This is a genomic window from Paraburkholderia sp. BL21I4N1, from assembly GCF_002973525.1.
In the GTDB taxonomy this organism is placed as follows: Bacteria; Pseudomonadota; Gammaproteobacteria; order Burkholderiales; family Burkholderiaceae; genus Paraburkholderia.
In genome coordinates, this window is record NZ_PVEN01000001.1 from 1267043 (window position 1) to 1283874 (window position 16832).

Below are 16832 nucleotides of genomic sequence, written 5' to 3' on the forward strand. Positions count from 1 at the left end.
GCTCGAGGATCAACTTTCTCCGATCGCGTCGGCCGGCAACGCGCTCGGCGGCGGCGCATTATGTTTCGAGCCATGCACGCGGGACACCCAGAACAAACCGATCGACGCAATGGCCACCGCGACCACGCCCACGGTGCCGTATCCGTCGATTCGCCCGGTCGGCGAATTGCTCAACATCAAGCCGCCGAACCATGCGCCGCAGCCCATGCTGAGTGCCTGAATCGCGCTGTTCGCGCTGAGGAACGCGCCGCGTCGCGCGGGCTCGGGCACGGTGGTCAGCAGCGCCTGCATGGGCACCATCCGCCCGGACAGCAGAACCATGAAGAACGGGAAAAATAGCACCATTCCGTAGAACGGCAGGTCCGGCAGATGCGTGACAAACAGCACGGGCAGGAACGACAGCACCGCCATGATCCGAAACACGCGCCGCGTGCCGTAGCGGTCCGCGAGCCGGCCCACCCGGCGCGACGTGAAGAACGTCGCCGCGCCGCCCGCCATATACAGCCAGGACAACTGTTCGGGCGCCACGCCGTGATTCGCGACCAGCACCGGCGAAATGAACGGGATCACCAGCATGTGAGAGACCATCATGACGAGGGTCAGCGCGAACGCGTTCAGGTGGCGCGGGTTGGTCAGGAGCCGCCACAGATCCGGCAGCACTTCGGCGAGCGGCGGCGGACGCCGGCTCAAGTGCTCGGCAAGCGACGGCACCTGCTGTTGGGCGACCACCCAGACCACGAGCGACAACACCACCAGCAGAAAGAACGGCGCGGCCCAACTGAAATGGGCGCCCAGCATCACGCCGGCCGGCACGCCCGCAATCGCCGCGAGCGAGAAGGCCGTCATGATCGTGCCGGTCGCCGCGCCGCGTCGATTCACCGGAATCACGTCGCTGACGATCGCCATGATCACCGAGCCCAGCACGCCGCCGGTGAGACCCGCGAAGGCTCGTGCCGCCAGCAGCAACGGGAAGCTGCTCGCAAGCGCGCAGGCGAGGTTCGACAACGCGAACAGCGCATACACGGTCAGGAGTAAGCGGCGGCGGTCGAAGCGGTCGATATAGGTTGCCGCGAACAGTCCCGACAGGCCCGAACACCATGAATACGCGGAGACGGCGGTGGCGAATGCCGCCGGCGTGATCGCGAAGGTGTGCATGATCTGCGGGCCGAGCGGCATCATCACCATGAAGTCCATGATGATGGTGAACTGCGTCAGCGCGAGCAGCCATAGCAGATGGCGCTCGTGTTTGCTGCTGATTGAATACATCGATTGATTCCTCGTTGTCGTTGTTGTCCTTGGCGCGCCGGCTGGGTTCAGTCGTCGAGGTTCTCGTGGACTGCCACGGCGCCCTGTTTCCAGTAGCTGGCCGCGCGAATGCGCGATTTATCGACGCCGCGTTCGGTGCACAGGTGATAGCGCACCGCGCGCATGGTCGCCGATTCGCCGGCGGCCCACACGTAGCCTTCGCCGTCTTCGGGCAGGTAGATTTCGCGGACCGCTTGCAGCAACGGTTCGCCGCGATAGCCGGTTTCGTTGCGATAGCACCAGACCAGATGCAGTTCGGCGCGCGTGGTGAACTCGATGCGCGCGGACGGATCCGCTACTTCGATCACCGCGGCCGCACGCGTGCCGGCCGGCAGTTCTTCCAGGCGACGAGCGATGGCTGGCAAGGCGGTGTCGTCGCCGATCAGCAGATGCCAGTCGAAGCCGGTCGGAATCACCAGCGAACCACGCGGTCCGCCGACGCCGAGATATTGGCCGACTTTGGCTTGCGCCGCCCACGTGGCCGCGGGGCCAGCTTCGTGCATCGCGAATTCGATGTCGAGCTCGCGCGCTTCGCGGTCGAACCGGCGTGGCGTGAAATCGCGCGCGGTGGGACGCGGCTGGCCGGCCGGGAATACCGGGCCGTCGGGGCCGGCTTCCGGCAGCGCCGGCCGGTCCGCGCCGGGTTCGGGGAAAAACACCTTGATGTGGTCGTCGAACGAAGCGGAGACGAAGTCGTGCAGATCCTCGCCGGTGAAGGTGACGCGGATCAGATGCGGGGTCAGCGCATGCACCTGCTTGACCTGCAGCAGACGGAACTTCAATGGATGCCGTACGCGCTGGACTGCCAGGTCGGCTCGGTGATCGTTGGTCAGCATAGAGGATTACTCCTTTGTCGACCCGGGTTGGCGCTTCAGTGCCTGCCCGGGTGTCAAGCAACAGGGTTGCGATTGGTCGGTTGACGCGAGCGCGCACACGGGGCGGCGGCTTCTCGCGGAGGCAAAACGTAGTGCGGAGACGGACGGCGCGATCTCAGGAGGTGGGCTGGGCGCCGCCTGGTTCCCCGCTCGGATCGTTGCTTGTGTTGCCGGGCTGGGCGCCGCTTTCGATCTCTCGCGCCGCGCGCATCAGAATCACGGCGATGCGGCGCTGTTCTTCGGCCGACGCGTTGCCACGCAGCACCAGCATGTTCTTCAGCTTGCGTCGCGCTTCGGTCAACTCGGGCAGCCAGCCGCCTTCGCTGATGTCGGCCGGTTCTTCGCCGGCAAACGCGCGGCGCACCGAATCCATCTTGCGGGCGAAATGGCTAAGCTTCGCGAGCATCAGGTCGATGCGGTCCCGGTTGGCGGCCAGATAGTCGCGGCCTGTGTCCGACAACTCGTAGCGCTTGCGATTGCCTTCGAGTTGTACGGTCACGTAGCCGAGTTCTTCCAGATACGTGAGTGCCGGATAGACCATGCCGGGACTCGGTGTGTAGAAGCCGTTCGAGCGCGTTTCGAGCGCTTTGATCAGTTCGTAGCCGTGGCTTGGCTGCGCTTCGATCAGCGACATCAGCAGCAGTTGCAGGTCGTCGGAGCTGAATTTGCGGCCGCGCGGGAAGCCGTCGCCGTCGCCGCCGAAGTTGCCGCCGCCACCGCCACCGCCACCGCCGAAGCGGCCACCACGGCCGCCGCCGCGATGTTCATGATGGCCGCCGATGGCGTGCCACAGCGAGTGGAGTGAGAGGCGGTCGTGGCCGCGGTGGCCGTGGGCGTGGTTGCTGCCGTGGGCTTCGCCGCGCGACTCGTGGCGGCCGCGTTGACCGTGACCGTGGCCGTGTCCTTCATCGGCATAGGTGTGGTGGCCGCGATGGCCGCGTTCGTCGCCATGGGACTCGTGACGACGGCCATGGCCCAGGTCGTCCCGTTGAAACTCGTGCCGCTCGCCGTGACGGCGCTCGAACCCGTCGCCGCGTTCACCGCGTTCACCGCGATACTCAGAATGCTGGCGGGTGAGTGCGTGCCACAAGGCATGCAGCGACGCACGTTCATGGCCGGTGTGGATAGTGTCGTTTGCGGTGCGAGAACGGGAAAAACGGTGATGATGACGCATCTTGGGTACTCCGTTTGTGTCTTAAGATGCATCGTAAGATATATATCTAAAGATAGTTTGTCAAAACCTTTTTTGCGATACGGCCGCTCGTGGCGTCGATTTCATGACGAAATGGCATTGTTGAGACGACACTGATGCTCAATGAATCTCTTAGGTGCGCTGGGAGCGATTGCCTGTGTGGCGATGACAAGTTCAGGAAGCGACGAGAGCGAGACAGGGCAGGCCGGCGGCGCGTCAGTTAGACGATGGGTGGATTCAACTCGGGTTGGATCGAATTAAGGCCGACGCGAATGAGCGCGTAAGTGGGACGAGGGGCACAGAAGGAGGTTGGGGAAGCGCACCGGATAAACGGTGACTGCAGCGAGGGGTGTGATGGCGAAGCCGATCACGCCCCTCGCATTCGATGAAAATAAAAAATCGACTGGCCCGTAAACGTGGTCAACCACTCGAGCGCCAGTACGCTGGCGCTCAGTCAAAATGAACTACAGTGAAAGATCAGTCATTTGGGAACGTGATCTTGAAGATCTGCGCTCCGATACCTCGCGTACCGACATAAAGATTGCCGCTGCTGTCGGTGACCATTGAGGTAATAAAATCCGTCGTGTTTGTGAACGGATACGAAACGACGCTGCCGTCACCGGCAATACGGTTGATCGCCTGAATACCCGATGTGTAGATGTTTCCCGACTTATCGACGGCGATCGGGCCTCCCGTTTGCAACTGGCTGGTGATCGTTGTGACGGTGCCGTCCGGCGCGATTTTTCGAACCGTGCCGAGACTTCTCACATACAGGTTGTCGTTGCTGTCAATTGCAAGGTCAGGCAACGCATAGAGCGTGAATGTGGCGGCAGTGCCTGCCCCATCCTGATTGCCGCTGGTGCCACTGCCTGAGAAAACCGCCCAGGTGTTGCTGCCAACGCTAAACTTTACGATGCGATTGTTCGCGACGTCCGCAAGGAACAGAGCGCCTTTGCTGTCCATGGCGAGACCGCCAGTGCCGACCGAAAAATTGCTGCTAGAGCTTTCCCAGTTCGCGAACAATTGTTGGTAGGTGCCAGAAGCTGAGAACTCTTGCAGCGACGCTTCAAATGTGGGCGGCGAGCCTGCAATTCCCTGGACGTATCCCGACCCATAAATATCGCCAGACGGATCGATGGCAACGCCGTCCCAAGACCCTTGAGGCGTCAGTGTGGTGACTACTCCTGCCTGCGTGACCTTCCGCAGGCTGCCACGATCGGAGAGAATAATGTTGCCAGACGAGTCCATCGCAAGATGGCCACCGCCCCAGAAAACGGCGGCTGCTCCCGTCCCGTCGACAACATTCACGTTTGTGGTTGCCGAACCGGCGAGGCTGGTAACTGACAATGCGGACGTCGAAAGACCGCTACCGGGCGCCTGCCCCGTTGTGACAACATTGTTTGCCGGCCCTGTTGCACTGGCGGGTACGTTGACCACTGCGCCCGCCTGCGTGATGATGGTATCTGATGATCCGCCAACCGTTACGCTCGTGCCGTTCGGCGCAGTAACGGTAGTCCCAGCAGGCACCTTCACCGATGTGTTTGCCGTCATGGTCAAGCTGGAACCCGCTCCCAGGGTGACGGGCGACGTCGTAGCGGCGGTTGAGCTCGAGTTGCCAGATCCACCTCCGCAAGCACTTAAAAATACGCAGCAGCACATCACAAAAACTGTACGTAGATAAATCCGCATGTGTTGTTCCCTTTTCTGATAATTCTGAACTCGGCGACGAACCGTGTCGGCGTTCACCCTGCAACCTATGGTTCTTTGACGCGCAAAGATCGAGACTAATAACATGGCGAGCCCCGCCATTCTGAATAACTGCCGCACTCACAACAACTCACCAATTATTACGGCTTGTGAAAATGGCGGCGTCTTTTCGGGACGCTTCAGATAGCGCACATTGATATATGCGGATTAGATACATGCCCTGTGTCGGCCTTCAGCACGTTTTATATCGCGCATTTTGTTGGCGAACGACCAACTGCTATTAAAAAATCGACTGCCCCGTAAAAGTGGTCAACCACTCGAGCGCCAATACCCCCGCCAGCGAGTTCCCATTGCTATCCAACCCCGGCGACCACACGCACACCGCCATCTCGCCTGGCAGCACCGCCACGATCCCGCCGCCCACGCCGCTCTTCGCCGGCAAGCCGACCCGATAGACGAAATCGCCCGCCGCGTCATACGTGCCGCATGTCAACATCAACGCGGAAAGCCGTTTGGCCGAACTGGTATCCAGAATCCGCTCGCCCGTGGCCGGTGCCACCCCGTGATGGGTCAGAAACAGCGCCGCTTTCGCGAGCTCGACACAACTCATCGAGATCGCGCATTGACGGCAGTAAGCGTCGACCACTACCTCCGGCGGCATCTCCATGTTGCCGAAGCTCGCCATGAAATGCGCCATCGCGCGGTTGCGGTGCGCGTGCTGCAATTCCGATTGCGCGACGCGCGAGTCGTAGTCGATGCTGGTTTCGCCCGTGAGCCGTCGCATGAATTCGACCAGCGCGGTTTCGGCTTGCACGAAGCGGCGGCACAACACGTCGGTGACAACCAGCGCGCCTGCATTGATGAACGGATTGCGCGGTTTGCCTTGCTCGGCTTCGAGTTGGACCAGCGAGTTGAACGCATTGCCGGATGGTTCGCGTCCCACGCGTTGCCAGAGCGCGTCGCCGAGCAGCCGGAACGCCATCGTGCAGGCGAACAGCTTGGAGATGCTCTGAATCGAAAAGCGCGTGTCGGCTTCGCCGGTGCGGAATACTTCGCCCGACGCCGTCACGATCGCCATGCCGAAGCTATCGGCGGGGACGTTGGCGAGTTCGGGGATGTAATCGGCGACCTTGCCGGTGCCCAGATAGGGCCGCAGATCTGTTCGAGGATGGATGCGTAGTTCATTGGGCTTGGACCGTTGGAGCCGCGATTCTACTGGCAAGCCTGCATGAATGGCACATGGAGAAAGCGTGGTCCGATGCGCGAACGCGCGGGGCAGGCCGTCGCATCGATTATGCTAATCTTGCTGCCTTTCTGCCCATAACCGGGCAAAACGGACGCCCGATGGAAGCCTTCGATCCCGATCTCGTCGAGCCGACGCCATGTGTGGTCAGCGATCGCCATGACACGCTGGACGAACCCTGGCGCGCGTATCGGCGCGCGCGGCTGATCCACGTCGGCGCGGGCGTACTGACAGTGCGCACGGAAACGGGGCGCTGGGTGGCGCCGCCCGGCCACTCGGTGTGGATGGCGGCCGGCGTGCTACACCGTCTGTCCGCCCGCCGTCCGGTGCGGTATGTTTCGCTGTATGCCGGCACGGACGCCGCGCCGCTGCCGTCGCAAAGCGGCGCGCTCGCGCCCGATCGGCTGGTGGAGGCGCTATTGGCTGCCGCCGTCGAACTGCCCGCCGACCAACCCCACGACGAACCCGCCAAACGCCTTTTGCAGGTGCTGCTGGACCGCCTCGCGCGCGTTCCCGCCGCGCCGCTCGGTTTGAACTGGCCGCGCGATCCGCGCATCCAGCAGATTGCCGACGCGTTGAGCGCCGATCCGACCCAGTCGGCGGTACTCGACGAGTTGGCCGCGAGCGCGGGCGTGACCGCACGCACGGCGGCGCGTCTGTTCGTCAAGGAAACGGGGCAGACCTTTGGCCAGTGGCGCCAGCAATTGCGTTTGCTGGTCGCGCTGGAGCATCTCGGCGGCGGCGCCAGCGTCACGCAAGTGGCGCTCGACGTGGGATATCAGGACGTGTCGTCTTTTATCGCGGTGTTCCGCGAGGTTTTCGGCGACACGCCGGCGCGTTATTTCCGCGCGGGTTGATGCGGACGCTGAGGTCGATACTCACACGCTCAATGCGCGCCCGCCGCATCCGCGCCGCCACCGCCTTTGGCTGGCCGCGTAATCCAGATCAGCGGAATGATCAGAATGAAGATCACCGCCGACACGAAGAAAATATCGTTCAGGCCCATCATCGCCGCTTGCGTGTTGACGGTGAAATCGAACAGCGCATGCGCCGATTGCGTATTCAGATGCAGTAGCGACTGAGTCGACTCGATCTGCTGATTGAACAGCGGGTTGGTGACGGACGCCTGCTCGGTGAGCCGTTCATGATGCAGCACAGTGCGGTTGTTCCACTCGTTACCCGCGATCGACGTTCCCACCGCGCCGCAAAACACCCGCGCAAAGTTCGACAAACCCGCCGCGGCCGGAATCTTGTTAGGCGGCTGCCCAGACAGAATGATCGCGGTGAGCGGCACGAAGAACAGCGCCATCGGAATCCCTTGCAGCAGCGTGGGCAGCACCAGATGCCACGTATCGATTTCGATCACGTACTTCGAGCGCATGTAAAACACGATCGCGAAACCGACAAACGCCAGCGTGGCGATCACGCGCGCGTCCGAGCGCGGCAGCACACGGCCCATGACAGGTGCGAGCAGCACGGCAAAAATGCCAAGCGGTGCGGTGACGAGCCCGGCATCCACCGAACGGTAGTTCAGGTACTCCTGCATCCATTGCGGCAGCAGCACGAGATTGCCGAAGAACACGCCATACGCGACCGAAATCGCAATCGTGCCGCCAAGAAAATTGCGTTGCTGGAATAGCCTCAGGTCGACGATCGGATGCTCCTCGGTCAGTTCCCACACGAGAAAGAACGCGAAGCTGATCAGCGCGGTAATGCCGAGAATCACGATCACCGGCGACGAAAACCAGTCGAGGTCCTTGCCCTTGTCGAGCATGATCTGCAGCGACGCGACCCAGGTGATTAGCAGGCCAAGCCCCACGACATCGATAGGCGGTTTGCGGGTGGGCGACTCACGGGTGCGATAGATCATCCACGTCACGCCGGCCGCGAAAATGCCGACCGGAATGTTGATATAGAAGATCCACGACCAGCTATAGCTGTCCGTGATCCAGCCGCCGAGCGCCGGGCCCGCGATCGGGCCGACGGTCGCGGTCATTGCCCATAGCGCGAGCGCGGTGGAGGATTTCTCCTTCGGATACGAGCCGAGCAGAATGGCTTGCGACAGCGGAATCAGCGGACCGGCCACCGCGCCCTGGAAAATCCGCGCGAGCAGCAGAATAGGCAGCGTCGGCGCAATGCCGCACAACCACGAAGCCAGCACGAACGAGAGGATCGCGCCGACGAACAGTTTCACCTGGCCGATGCGCTGCGTGAGCCATCCGGTCAGTGGAATCGATACGGCGTTGGCTGCGGCGAACACGGTGATCACCCACGTGCCTTCGTCGACCGAGACGCCGAGATTGCCGGAGATAGTTGGGATCGCAACGTTCGCGATCGACGTGTCGAGCACGTTCATGAACGTGGCGAGCGCGACGGCGATGGTTGCCAGCACCAACTTGCCGCCTTGCAGCGGCGGCGGTGGTGCGGGTGGTGGCGATGCCGAGGCAGGCGCGGACGAAGGCTGGCTCAACGGATTCTCCAGATCGGGATGCTGCGGCGGGTCGGCAGATGGCCCGCCACGCCCTCGCAGCGGGCGCCGCAGCGGGACGGCCGGATGCTCGCAAAAGCATACCTGCAATCACGCCCGGGTGTCGTCGAACTCCACAGCCAGGGCGGCGCAAACCCATCCGGCAGCGTATGCTCGCGGCTGAAGCCGCACGGGCACCGGTCGGCAGGCTGCCGGACAGGGCCGTCGCGTGCGGAACCCGACAACACGACACATCAGCGAAACAAGGGATCAGATATGGCCTGGGAGCAATTCGAACACGGCTGGCGACGCGCACCGGCGAGCGCGCCCGCCAAAGGGCTGGTGGTGCTGCTGCACGGCGTCGGCAGCAACGCGCGCGACCTGATGCCGCTCGCGGACATCTGGAGCGAGAGCCTGCCGGACGTGGCGTTCACGTCGCTCGACGGCACCGACGCGTTCGACGGCGGCTTCGGCGGCCGCCAATGGTTCAGCCTGCGCGAGGTCAACGAAGGCAACCGCGAAGCGCGCGTGAGCGCGGCCTATCCGGCGTTGCGCGCCGTGCTCGACGCCGAACTGGCGCATTGGCGCGTGGCTTTCGACCGGCTTGCGCTGGTCGGCTTTTCGCAAGGTTCGATCATGGCGATGCATCACGTGGCGACCAGCGCGGAGGGCGCGGCTGGCGTGGTCGCCTATTCGGGCCGGCTCGCGTCGGTGGTCGCTGTACACAACGGCACGCCGCTCACGCTGATCCATGGCGAAGACGACGAAGTGATCCCTGTGCAGGAACTGGAATACGCCGCCGACACGTTCAGCAACGCCGGTTATCACGTCGACGCCTACGCGTTGCCCGGTATCGGTCATACGATCAACGCCGACGGCGTGGCGCTCGGCCAGGAGGCGCTGGAGCACGCATTGGGCGCTTTGTCGCGCGGTTGACACGACCCCGATTGAAAAGTGGCCCTAAAGAATTCGATCTGCTTGCCGTTAATAGCTCATTAGCATGAAAATCACCCCGCCGCGCGGACAGCAGTTACGTCCTGTTGGGCGTGCCACGCGGCTCGGGTGACCGGGGGCGCACTTTTCAGACTGCCCGGTATGGGCGGATAACGACACAACAGAGCCTTCTCATGGCCAAACCGACGCCGCATTACCCGCTTTTCGATCGCCTGTTCCGTCACGCCGTGGCGGTGGACCTCGGCACGGCCAATACCCTGATCTATACCGACGACGGCGGCATCGTGCTGAACCAGCCGTCCGTTGTCTGCTTCGAGAAAGAGCCGGCCTCCGGGCCGAAACGCGTCGCCGCGGTGGGCACCCAGGCGCGTCAACTGCTCGGCCGCGCGCCGCGCAATCTCGAAGCAGTACGGCCGATGCGGCACGGCGTGATCGCCAATTTCTCCGCCGCCGAACACATGATTCGTCAATTCGTCGACATGGCGCGGCCACGGCCGCTGTTCAGCCGGCGCGCCGCGTTCACGTTGTGCGTGCCGGCCGGCGCGACCCAGGTCGAACGTCGCGCGATCAAGGAAGCGGCGGTCGCGGCAGGTGCGTGGAAGGTGAGTCTGATTGGCGAATCGCTGGCGTCGGCGGTCGGCGCGGGCTTGCCGGTGTCGGAGGCGACCGGTTCGATGGTGGTGGATATCGGCGGCGGGACCACCGAAGTCGGTGTCATCGCACTCGGCGGCATGGCGTACAACGGCTCGATTCGCGTCGGCGGCGACAGCTTCGACATGGCCATCATCAGTTATGTGCGCAATCTGTACGGCGTGCTGCTCGGCGAGCAGACCGCGGAGCACGTCAAGAAGAGTATCGGTTCGGCGGTGCGCGACGTGCCGGCCGAGCACATGAACGCGACCGGCCGCAGCGTCGACGATGGTTTGCCGCGCACGGTCCAGTTGAGCAACCACGATATCGCCGATGCGATCGAAGGCCCGCTGCGCCAGGTGATCGGCGCGGTGAAGCGCGGCCTCGAACAGGCGCCGGCCGAACTGGTGACCGACATTGCGAACAACGGCATCGTGCTGACCGGCGGTGGCGCGCTGCTGGCCAATCTGAGCCGCCGCCTGACGAATGAAATCGGACTCGAGGTGCGCGTCGCCGACGAACCGTTGACCTGCGCGGTACGTGGCGCGGGCGCGGCGGCGAGCGCCGGTTTGCTCGACGAACTCGCGTACGAATGAACCGACGCGGGGGCGCCCGCATCATGCTTTTGCGCTCGGCAATGGTGCAATCCCGACCCGCCGCTTAGGGCGGCGCTTCTGCATTGGCTATGAACGCCTGTCACGCAGTTCGAGTGGCTGTGTGACAATACGCCACGCGTCCCAATTGGAGGGACGCGGACTCGCCTTTTCTTTCAATTCAATTTCAAGCCGGCAACGCTGAATCTGCGTTTCGCCGCGCTGTCCGTGAACCACCCGTGAATCAATCTGTTTCCGCTTCGTCCCCGTCGTCGCCTTCCTTTGTCGAACTCCAGAGCGGTCTGCGCATGCCTTACGTCGAAGCCGGCGAAGGCGAATTGCTGCTGTTCGTGCATGGATCGTTGTGCGATCTCCGTTACTGGCAACCGCAACTCGCGGGACTGTCGAAGCACTACCGCTGCGTCGCGGTGAGTCTCACGCATTACTGGCCGGTGACCGATACCGAGCCCGGTCTGCCGTTCAGCTGGAGCGAACATGCGGACGAAGTCGCGGAATTCATCGAACGTTTCGGTATGGGGCCGGCGCACGTGGTGGGGCATTCGCGCGGCGGCTGCGTGGCCTACCATTTCGCGCGACGTCACGCCGAGCGAGTGCGCACGTTGACACTGGCCGATCCGGGCGGTCCGCTGCAGATTGCCGGGCGTCCGCCCGCGAGCTTGCCGGAAACGGTCAACGCGTTACGCGCCAAAGCCGCGCAATTGATCGAGACGGGAGAGGTGGAAGCCGGCTTGCAACTGTTCGTCGACTCGGTGAGTCGGCCGGGTTTCTGGGCGATGAGCACGCCGGGTTTCCGGCAAATGGCGACCGATAATGCGCACACGCTGGCGCGTCAATTCCGCGATCCGTTGCCGGCCTATGTACCCGAGGAAGCCGCTGAAATTCGCTGCCCGGTCTTGCTGATCGACGGCGAAAAGAGCCCGCTGATGTTCCGCCGGGCCGCGGACGCGCTACTGGAATGGTTGCCGGACGCGCGCCGCGAGACGGTGCGCGGCGCGTCGCACGGAATGAACCTGGCGCATCCGTCGGCGTTCAATCGCTATGTGCACGAGTTTATCGGCGCGATCAACGCCGCTTGAGGGCGCCGAGCGTCTGGCTCGCAACGACTCAGGCCTTGCGATGCGCGTCTTTGTCGAGCGCGAGTTCCGCTGCTTCGCCGACGAGGCCGTGGTAGTACAGATGCACACCGATCGCGAGCGAGTCGTTGCGGATTTCGTGGAACGCTTTCCACGCTTTCACCGGATCCTTGAACAGCAGATAGTGCGCTTCCTGCGCGATCAGTTTCGCGACTTCGTGCAGGCCGTGGCCGTGCAAGACGTCGACGAGCGCGTCGAGGCTGCGATGGGTGCGTGCGTCGGTGCGCGGGTAAAGCATATGCAGTACCGCCACGTCTTGCGTCTTCAGCGCTGCTGACAACGCGACGACGATGTCCTGATGATTCAGTGCAGTGACGATGTTGTCTTCGTTGTGGACATGGTCCGGAAACAGCGTTTCGAGAGAGGCGTTCATCGGGTCCTTCCTTTGTTCTGGCCGATTAAAAAGGCCCGCCGTCAACCGGCGGGCCAAAGACAGCATGTGTTTGCAGGGGAAGCAAAAACACGAGACCAGTATCGCAGATGGATTCCGCCCGTGCAGCCCGACTGCCGCAAAACATTGTTGCAGTGAGTGCGCTAGCTTTCATTTCGGTGGCGCTTGTAAATAGTTGCACGACGCGTCCGCGCGCAGCCTGCCGGCGTGCGTTTACAGCGTTGCTCGCGGCAACGAATGTTGCGCCAGTCGAGATGGATTGTTGCGGCCAATCGTCGCAATGAAGGCCTCTCTGGACCTTAGAATGCGAAGCGGAGCCTGAGCATGCCAACCCGGTCATAGCACGCCATGACCCCAGGGCATGCCGGCACGTGTGCGATGTGACAGTAAAAGGAACGTGTAGATGAACTCGAAGACACACGCAACGCTGAGCTTTTCCGACAGCGACCAGACTATCGATCTGCCGATCTATCAAGGCTCGCTCGGGCCCGACGTGATCGACATTCGCAAGCTTTACGGCCAGACCGGCAAGTTCACGTATGACCCGGGCTTCATGTCGACGGCGGCCTGCAATTCGGAAATCACGTATATCGACGGTGATAAGGGCGAGCTGCTGTATCGCGGTTATCCGATCGACAATCTGGCGCAAAACGCCGACTTCCTCGAAACCTGCTATTTGCTGCTGAAAGGCGAATTGCCCAACGCGCAGCAGAAGGAAGAGTTCGTCGAGACCGTCACGCAGCACACGATGGTGCATGACCAGATGCATTTCTTCTTTCGCGGCTTCCGTCGCGATGCGCACCCGATGGCGATTCTGGTGGCGGCGGTCGGCGCGCTGTCGGCGTTCTATCACGACTCGCTCGACATCAATAATCCGCAGCACCGTGACATTTCCGCGATCCGCATGATCGCGAAGCTGCCCACGCTGGTGGCGATGGCGTACAAGTACACCGTCGGTCAGCCGTTCGTTTATCCGAAGAACGAGCTGTCGTACAGCGCGAATTTCATGCGCATGATGTTCGCCAATCCGGCCGAAGAGTACGAAGTCAACGACGTGCTGGTGCGCGCGCTCGACCGTATCCTGATCCTGCATGCGGACCACGAACAGAACGCGTCGACCTCGACCGTGCGTCTGGCCGGTTCGTCGGGTGCGAATCCGTTCGCGTGTATCGCGGCCGGTATTGCGTGTTTGTGGGGCCCGGCGCACGGCGGCGCGAACGAAGCCACGCTGAACATGCTGGAAGAAATCGGCTCGGTCGACAACATTCCCGAGTTCATCGCGAAGGTGAAGGACAAGGACTCCGGCGTGAAGCTGATGGGTTTCGGTCACCGCGTCTACAAGAACTACGATCCGCGCGCCAAGCTGATGCGCGAAACCTGCCACGAAGTGCTGGAAGAACTCGGTCTGCACGACGACCCGCTGTTCAAGCTGGCCATGGCGCTGGAAAAGATCGCGCTGGAAGACGACTACTTCGTGTCGCGCAAGCTGTACCCCAATGTCGACTTCTACTCGGGTATCGTGCAGCGCGCGCTGGGTATTCCGACCGCGATGTTCACCTGTATCTTCGCGATGGCGCGTACGGTCGGCTGGATTGCCCAGTGGAACGAAATGATCGCCGATCCGGAGCAGAAGATTGGCCGTCCGCGTCAGCTGTTCGTGGGCGAAACGCAACGCGCGGCGAAGCCGCTGGCACAAAGGTAAAGCAATCGTGTGGGGCATGACGATTGGCTGAAACAATTCACTTCCGTTCACACGAAGTGAGTCGATGAAAGGCGCGAGCGATCGCGCCTTTTTTTATGGCCGCCGCCGGCGTTGCGTCGACCCGACCGCCGCGACAAGCCTGCACGTCCCATGCCACGTAAAAAAATCGGAAACTCCATGGTGATAAGTTCGTCTGACGCGGGCAGACCCTCTACAATCGGAAGCGGCCGGGCTGGTCCCAGCAGCTACCGGATGTGACACTGAACGCGCAAGCGAACCCATAGGAGTGACTCTGATGCAGCAGCCAGAAGCCCTCGGCGGCCTTTCGGGCGGAATCGATCATCACGAACCCGAGCCGGACGGCGCATTCATCCCGACGGAAAATCTCAACGTCGCAAGCGCCGCCCAGCACGTGCTGAAATCCGGCGACACCTTTATCGTCAACGATCCGCTCGGCGATATCACGGGTCACGACGACGGGCTGTTCGTCAACGACACACGGGTGCTGTCGCAACTGCGGCTGACCTTCGGCGGCCGCGCGCCGTCGCTGTTGTCGGGCAGCGTCAGCAGCGACAACACGTCGTTCACCGCGCATCTGACCAATCGTCCGCTGCCGCCGCTCGGCGGCGACAGCACACCGGAGGGCGTGATCCACGTCGAGCGCGTGCGGGTGCTGTCGGGCACCGTGCTCAACGAAGCGATCGAACTCACCAATTACGGCACCAGCGACGCCATCGTGCCGCTGTCCATTTCGTTCGCCAGCGACTTCCGCGACATGTTCGAAGTGCGCGGCCTGAAGCGCGACAAACAAGGCCGCATCGAACCCGCGCGCATCGAAAATCGCGAGGTGCTGCTTGGCTATCTGGGGCTCGACGACGTGGCGCGCAATGTGCAGATCGCGTTCTCGCCGGAACCGGACAAGCTGTTCGCCGACCGCGCCGATTACACCGTCAAGCTGCCGGCGCAGGCCTGTGTGTCGATTTATCTGTCGGTGGCGGTGCAGGTCGTGCCGCAAGCGGGCAAGCCTGCTGCCGAAGTCTCGCAGCCCACGCATCCGCTGAGCGAAGCGCACCTCTCGCAAATCGACGCGGAGCGCCCGCGCGTTGGCCGCGCCGCGGTGCGTGCCGCGCTGGTCGACGCCCACCTCGTGATGCGCGAACGCCGTCGCGTGACCGCGCGCGTGCGTTCGAGCAACCCGCTGTTCAACGCGTGGATCGACCGTTCGCTGGCCGACCTCGGTCTGCTGACCACGGATCTCGCCACCGGTCCGTATCCGTACGCCGGTATTCCGTGGTTCTCCACGCCGTTCGGCCGCGACGCCGTCATCACGTCGCTGCAAACGCTGTGGTTGCAGCCGCAACTGGCGGCGGGCGTGCTGCGTTTTCTCGCCGAGCATCAGGCGCGTGAAAACTCGCCATTCCGCGACGCCGCGCCCGGCAAGATCATGCACGAAATGCGCAAGGGCGAAATGGCCGCCACCGGCGAGGTGCCGTTCGCGTTGTACTACGGCGGCGTCGACACCACGCCGCTATTCATCGTGCTGGCCGGTGCCTACGCGGCGCGCACGGGCGACCTCGCATTGATCGACGAGTTGTGGCCGGCGCTGGAGCGCGCCGCGCAGTGGGTCGCGGGCGTGTGCGACAAAAACCGTTTCGGCTTGCTCGACTATCAGCGCGAGTCGGACGGCGGTCTCGCGAATCAGGGTTGGAAAGACAGCCACGACTCGGTGTTTCATGCCGACGGCCGCTTCCCCGACGGGCCGATTGCGCTCGTCGAAGTGCAAGCCTACGCGAGTGCCGCGTTCGACACGATGGCGCACTTCGCGAAGCTGCGTGGCCTGCACGAACCGGCCACGCAGTACAGCGAACGCGCGAAGAAAATCCGTCAGTGCGTGGAAGAAAAGTACTGGATGGAAGAGTCCGGCTTCTACGGCATCGCGCTCGACGGTCACGGCGAACTGTGCCGCGTGATGGCGTCGAACGCGGGCCATTTGCTGGCCTTCGGTCTGCCCGCGCGCGAGCGCGGCGAAGCAGTGGTGCGCGCGCTCGACTCCACGCTGTTCCACACCGGCTGGGGCGTGCGCACGCTGGCCGCGAGCCAGGCGCGCTTCAACCCGATGGCGTATCACAACGGCTCGGTCTGGCCGCACGACAACGCGTTGTGCGCGCGCGGCCTGTCGCGCTACGGCGGCAAAGCGGCGGCCGTCCGGCTGCTGCAGGCGCTGTTCCAGGCGGCAGTCAATTTCGACATGCGTTTGCCCGAGCTGTTCTGCGGCTTTCCGCGCCGGCGCGGCGAACCGCCTACCGCGTATCCGGTCGCGTGTCTGCCGCAAGCCTGGGCAGCCGGCTCGCCGTTCATGATGCTCGAAGCCTGTCTCGGCATTACGATCGACGCCGAACGCCGCGAAGTGCTGATCGAACAGCCCATGCTGCCCGAAGGCATCGACTGGCTCGAAGTCGGCGATCTGCGGGTCGGCGATTCGTCGGTATCGATCACGTTCCGCCGCATTGGCGAGAAGGTGGTTGCGTCGGCCGAGCAGGGTGACGTGCGGGTGGTGGCGCTGCTGTAAATCGGCGGTAAAACCGTGTTGTCACTAATGTTGGATGCGATGTGCCGGGT

Annotated in this window: 13 protein-coding genes; 6 read left to right on the forward strand and 7 right to left on the reverse strand. The window is 63.0% G+C overall.

Translation table 11 applies throughout. The annotated features are described in order from the left end of the window. Positions 1-9: 9 nt before the first annotated feature. From B0G83_RS05580 to B0G83_RS05600, 5 genes are all read right to left on the reverse strand, one after another. A complete protein-coding gene (locus tag B0G83_RS05580) occupies positions 10-1266 on the reverse strand; it encodes an MFS transporter (protein WP_105506375.1) in 1257 nt (418 codons plus the stop codon). A 47-nt stretch (positions 1267-1313) separates the two neighbouring features. Continuing rightward, a complete protein-coding gene (locus B0G83_RS05585) occupies positions 1314-2141 on the reverse strand; it encodes a siderophore-interacting protein (protein WP_105506376.1) in 828 nt (275 codons plus the stop codon). Positions 2142-2295: 154 nt separating this feature from the next. Further along, entirely contained in the window at positions 2296-3159 is an 864-nt protein-coding gene (locus tag B0G83_RS05590) for a PadR family transcriptional regulator (RefSeq protein ID WP_105506602.1), read from the reverse strand. A gap of 690 nt (positions 3160-3849) precedes the next feature. Next, positions 3850-4923, reverse strand: coding sequence for a hypothetical protein (locus tag B0G83_RS38045; protein WP_146120160.1), 1074 nt, complete (start codon positions 4921-4923; stop codon positions 3850-3852). Between the two features lie 436 nt (positions 4924-5359). Then, complete coding sequence (locus tag B0G83_RS05600; protein ID WP_105506378.1) at positions 5360-6301, reverse strand: glutaminase; 942 nt, start codon at positions 6299-6301, stop codon at positions 5360-5362. Between the two features lie 122 nt (positions 6302-6423). Here B0G83_RS05600 and B0G83_RS05605 point away from each other — a divergent pair, with 122 nt between their 5' ends. After that, positions 6424-7179, forward strand: a complete 756-nt coding sequence (locus tag B0G83_RS05605; protein WP_105506379.1) for an AraC family transcriptional regulator — start codon at positions 6424-6426, stop codon at positions 7177-7179. Positions 7180-7208: 29 nt separating this feature from the next. On the opposite strand, the gene B0G83_RS05610 is transcribed toward B0G83_RS05605, so the two are convergent. Then, positions 7209-8792, reverse strand: coding sequence for a DHA2 family efflux MFS transporter permease subunit (locus B0G83_RS05610; RefSeq protein ID WP_105506603.1), 1584 nt, complete (start codon positions 8790-8792; stop codon positions 7209-7211). Between the two features lie 273 nt (positions 8793-9065). On the opposite strand from B0G83_RS05610, the gene B0G83_RS05615 reads away from it, so the two are divergent. The 3 genes from B0G83_RS05615 to B0G83_RS05625 all read left to right on the forward strand — a co-directional run bounded on the left by B0G83_RS05615 (position 9066) and on the right by B0G83_RS05625 (position 12063). Next, on the forward strand, positions 9066-9725 hold the full coding sequence (locus B0G83_RS05615) for an alpha/beta hydrolase (protein ID WP_105506380.1): 660 nt from the start codon (positions 9066-9068) through the stop codon (positions 9723-9725). Positions 9726-9916: 191 nt separating this feature from the next. Beyond that, positions 9917-10969: a rod shape-determining protein gene (locus tag B0G83_RS05620; protein WP_105506381.1), complete on the forward strand. Its 1053-nt coding sequence runs from the start codon at positions 9917-9919 to the stop codon at positions 10967-10969. Between the two features lie 236 nt (positions 10970-11205). Next, positions 11206-12063, forward strand: a complete 858-nt coding sequence (locus B0G83_RS05625; RefSeq protein ID WP_374954886.1) for an alpha/beta fold hydrolase — start codon at positions 11206-11208, stop codon at positions 12061-12063. 28 nt (positions 12064-12091) lie between these two features. On the opposite strand, the gene B0G83_RS05630 is transcribed toward B0G83_RS05625, so the two are convergent. Then, on the reverse strand, positions 12092-12493 hold the full coding sequence (locus tag B0G83_RS05630) for a hypothetical protein (RefSeq protein ID WP_105506383.1): 402 nt from the start codon (positions 12491-12493) through the stop codon (positions 12092-12094). A gap of 421 nt (positions 12494-12914) precedes the next feature. On the opposite strand from B0G83_RS05630, the gene gltA reads away from it, so the two are divergent. Continuing rightward, positions 12915-14213 carry a citrate synthase gene (gene gltA, locus B0G83_RS05635; RefSeq protein WP_105506384.1) on the forward strand — a complete coding sequence of 433 codons (1299 nt, stop codon included), beginning with the start codon at positions 12915-12917 and terminating at the stop codon, positions 14211-14213. 295 nt (positions 14214-14508) lie between these two features. Further along, positions 14509-16782: an amylo-alpha-1,6-glucosidase gene (locus B0G83_RS05640; RefSeq protein ID WP_105506385.1), complete on the forward strand. Its 2274-nt coding sequence runs from the start codon at positions 14509-14511 to the stop codon at positions 16780-16782. The last annotated feature ends 50 nt before the right edge of the window (positions 16783-16832 follow it).

Coding starts and splice junctions, on each gene's coding strand:
- B0G83_RS05580 (WP_105506375.1), bottom strand. CDS start 1,266: ATGTATTCAATCAGCAGCAAACACGAGCGCCATCTGCTATGGCTGCTC.
- B0G83_RS05585 (WP_105506376.1), bottom strand. CDS start 2,141: ATGCTGACCAACGATCACCGAGCCGACCTGGCAGTCCAGCGCGTACGG.
- B0G83_RS38045 (WP_146120160.1), bottom strand. CDS start 4,923: ATGACGGCAAACACATCGGTGAAGGTGCCTGCTGGGACTACCGTTACT.
- B0G83_RS05605 (WP_105506379.1), top strand. CDS start 6,424: ATGGAAGCCTTCGATCCCGATCTCGTCGAGCCGACGCCATGTGTGGTC.
- B0G83_RS05615 (WP_105506380.1), top strand. CDS start 9,066: ATGGCCTGGGAGCAATTCGAACACGGCTGGCGACGCGCACCGGCGAGC.
- B0G83_RS05620 (WP_105506381.1), top strand. CDS start 9,917: ATGGCCAAACCGACGCCGCATTACCCGCTTTTCGATCGCCTGTTCCGT.
- B0G83_RS05630 (WP_105506383.1), bottom strand. CDS start 12,493: ATGAACGCCTCTCTCGAAACGCTGTTTCCGGACCATGTCCACAACGAA.
- gltA (WP_105506384.1), top strand. CDS start 12,915: ATGAACTCGAAGACACACGCAACGCTGAGCTTTTCCGACAGCGACCAG.
- B0G83_RS05640 (WP_105506385.1), top strand. CDS start 14,509: ATGCAGCAGCCAGAAGCCCTCGGCGGCCTTTCGGGCGGAATCGATCAT.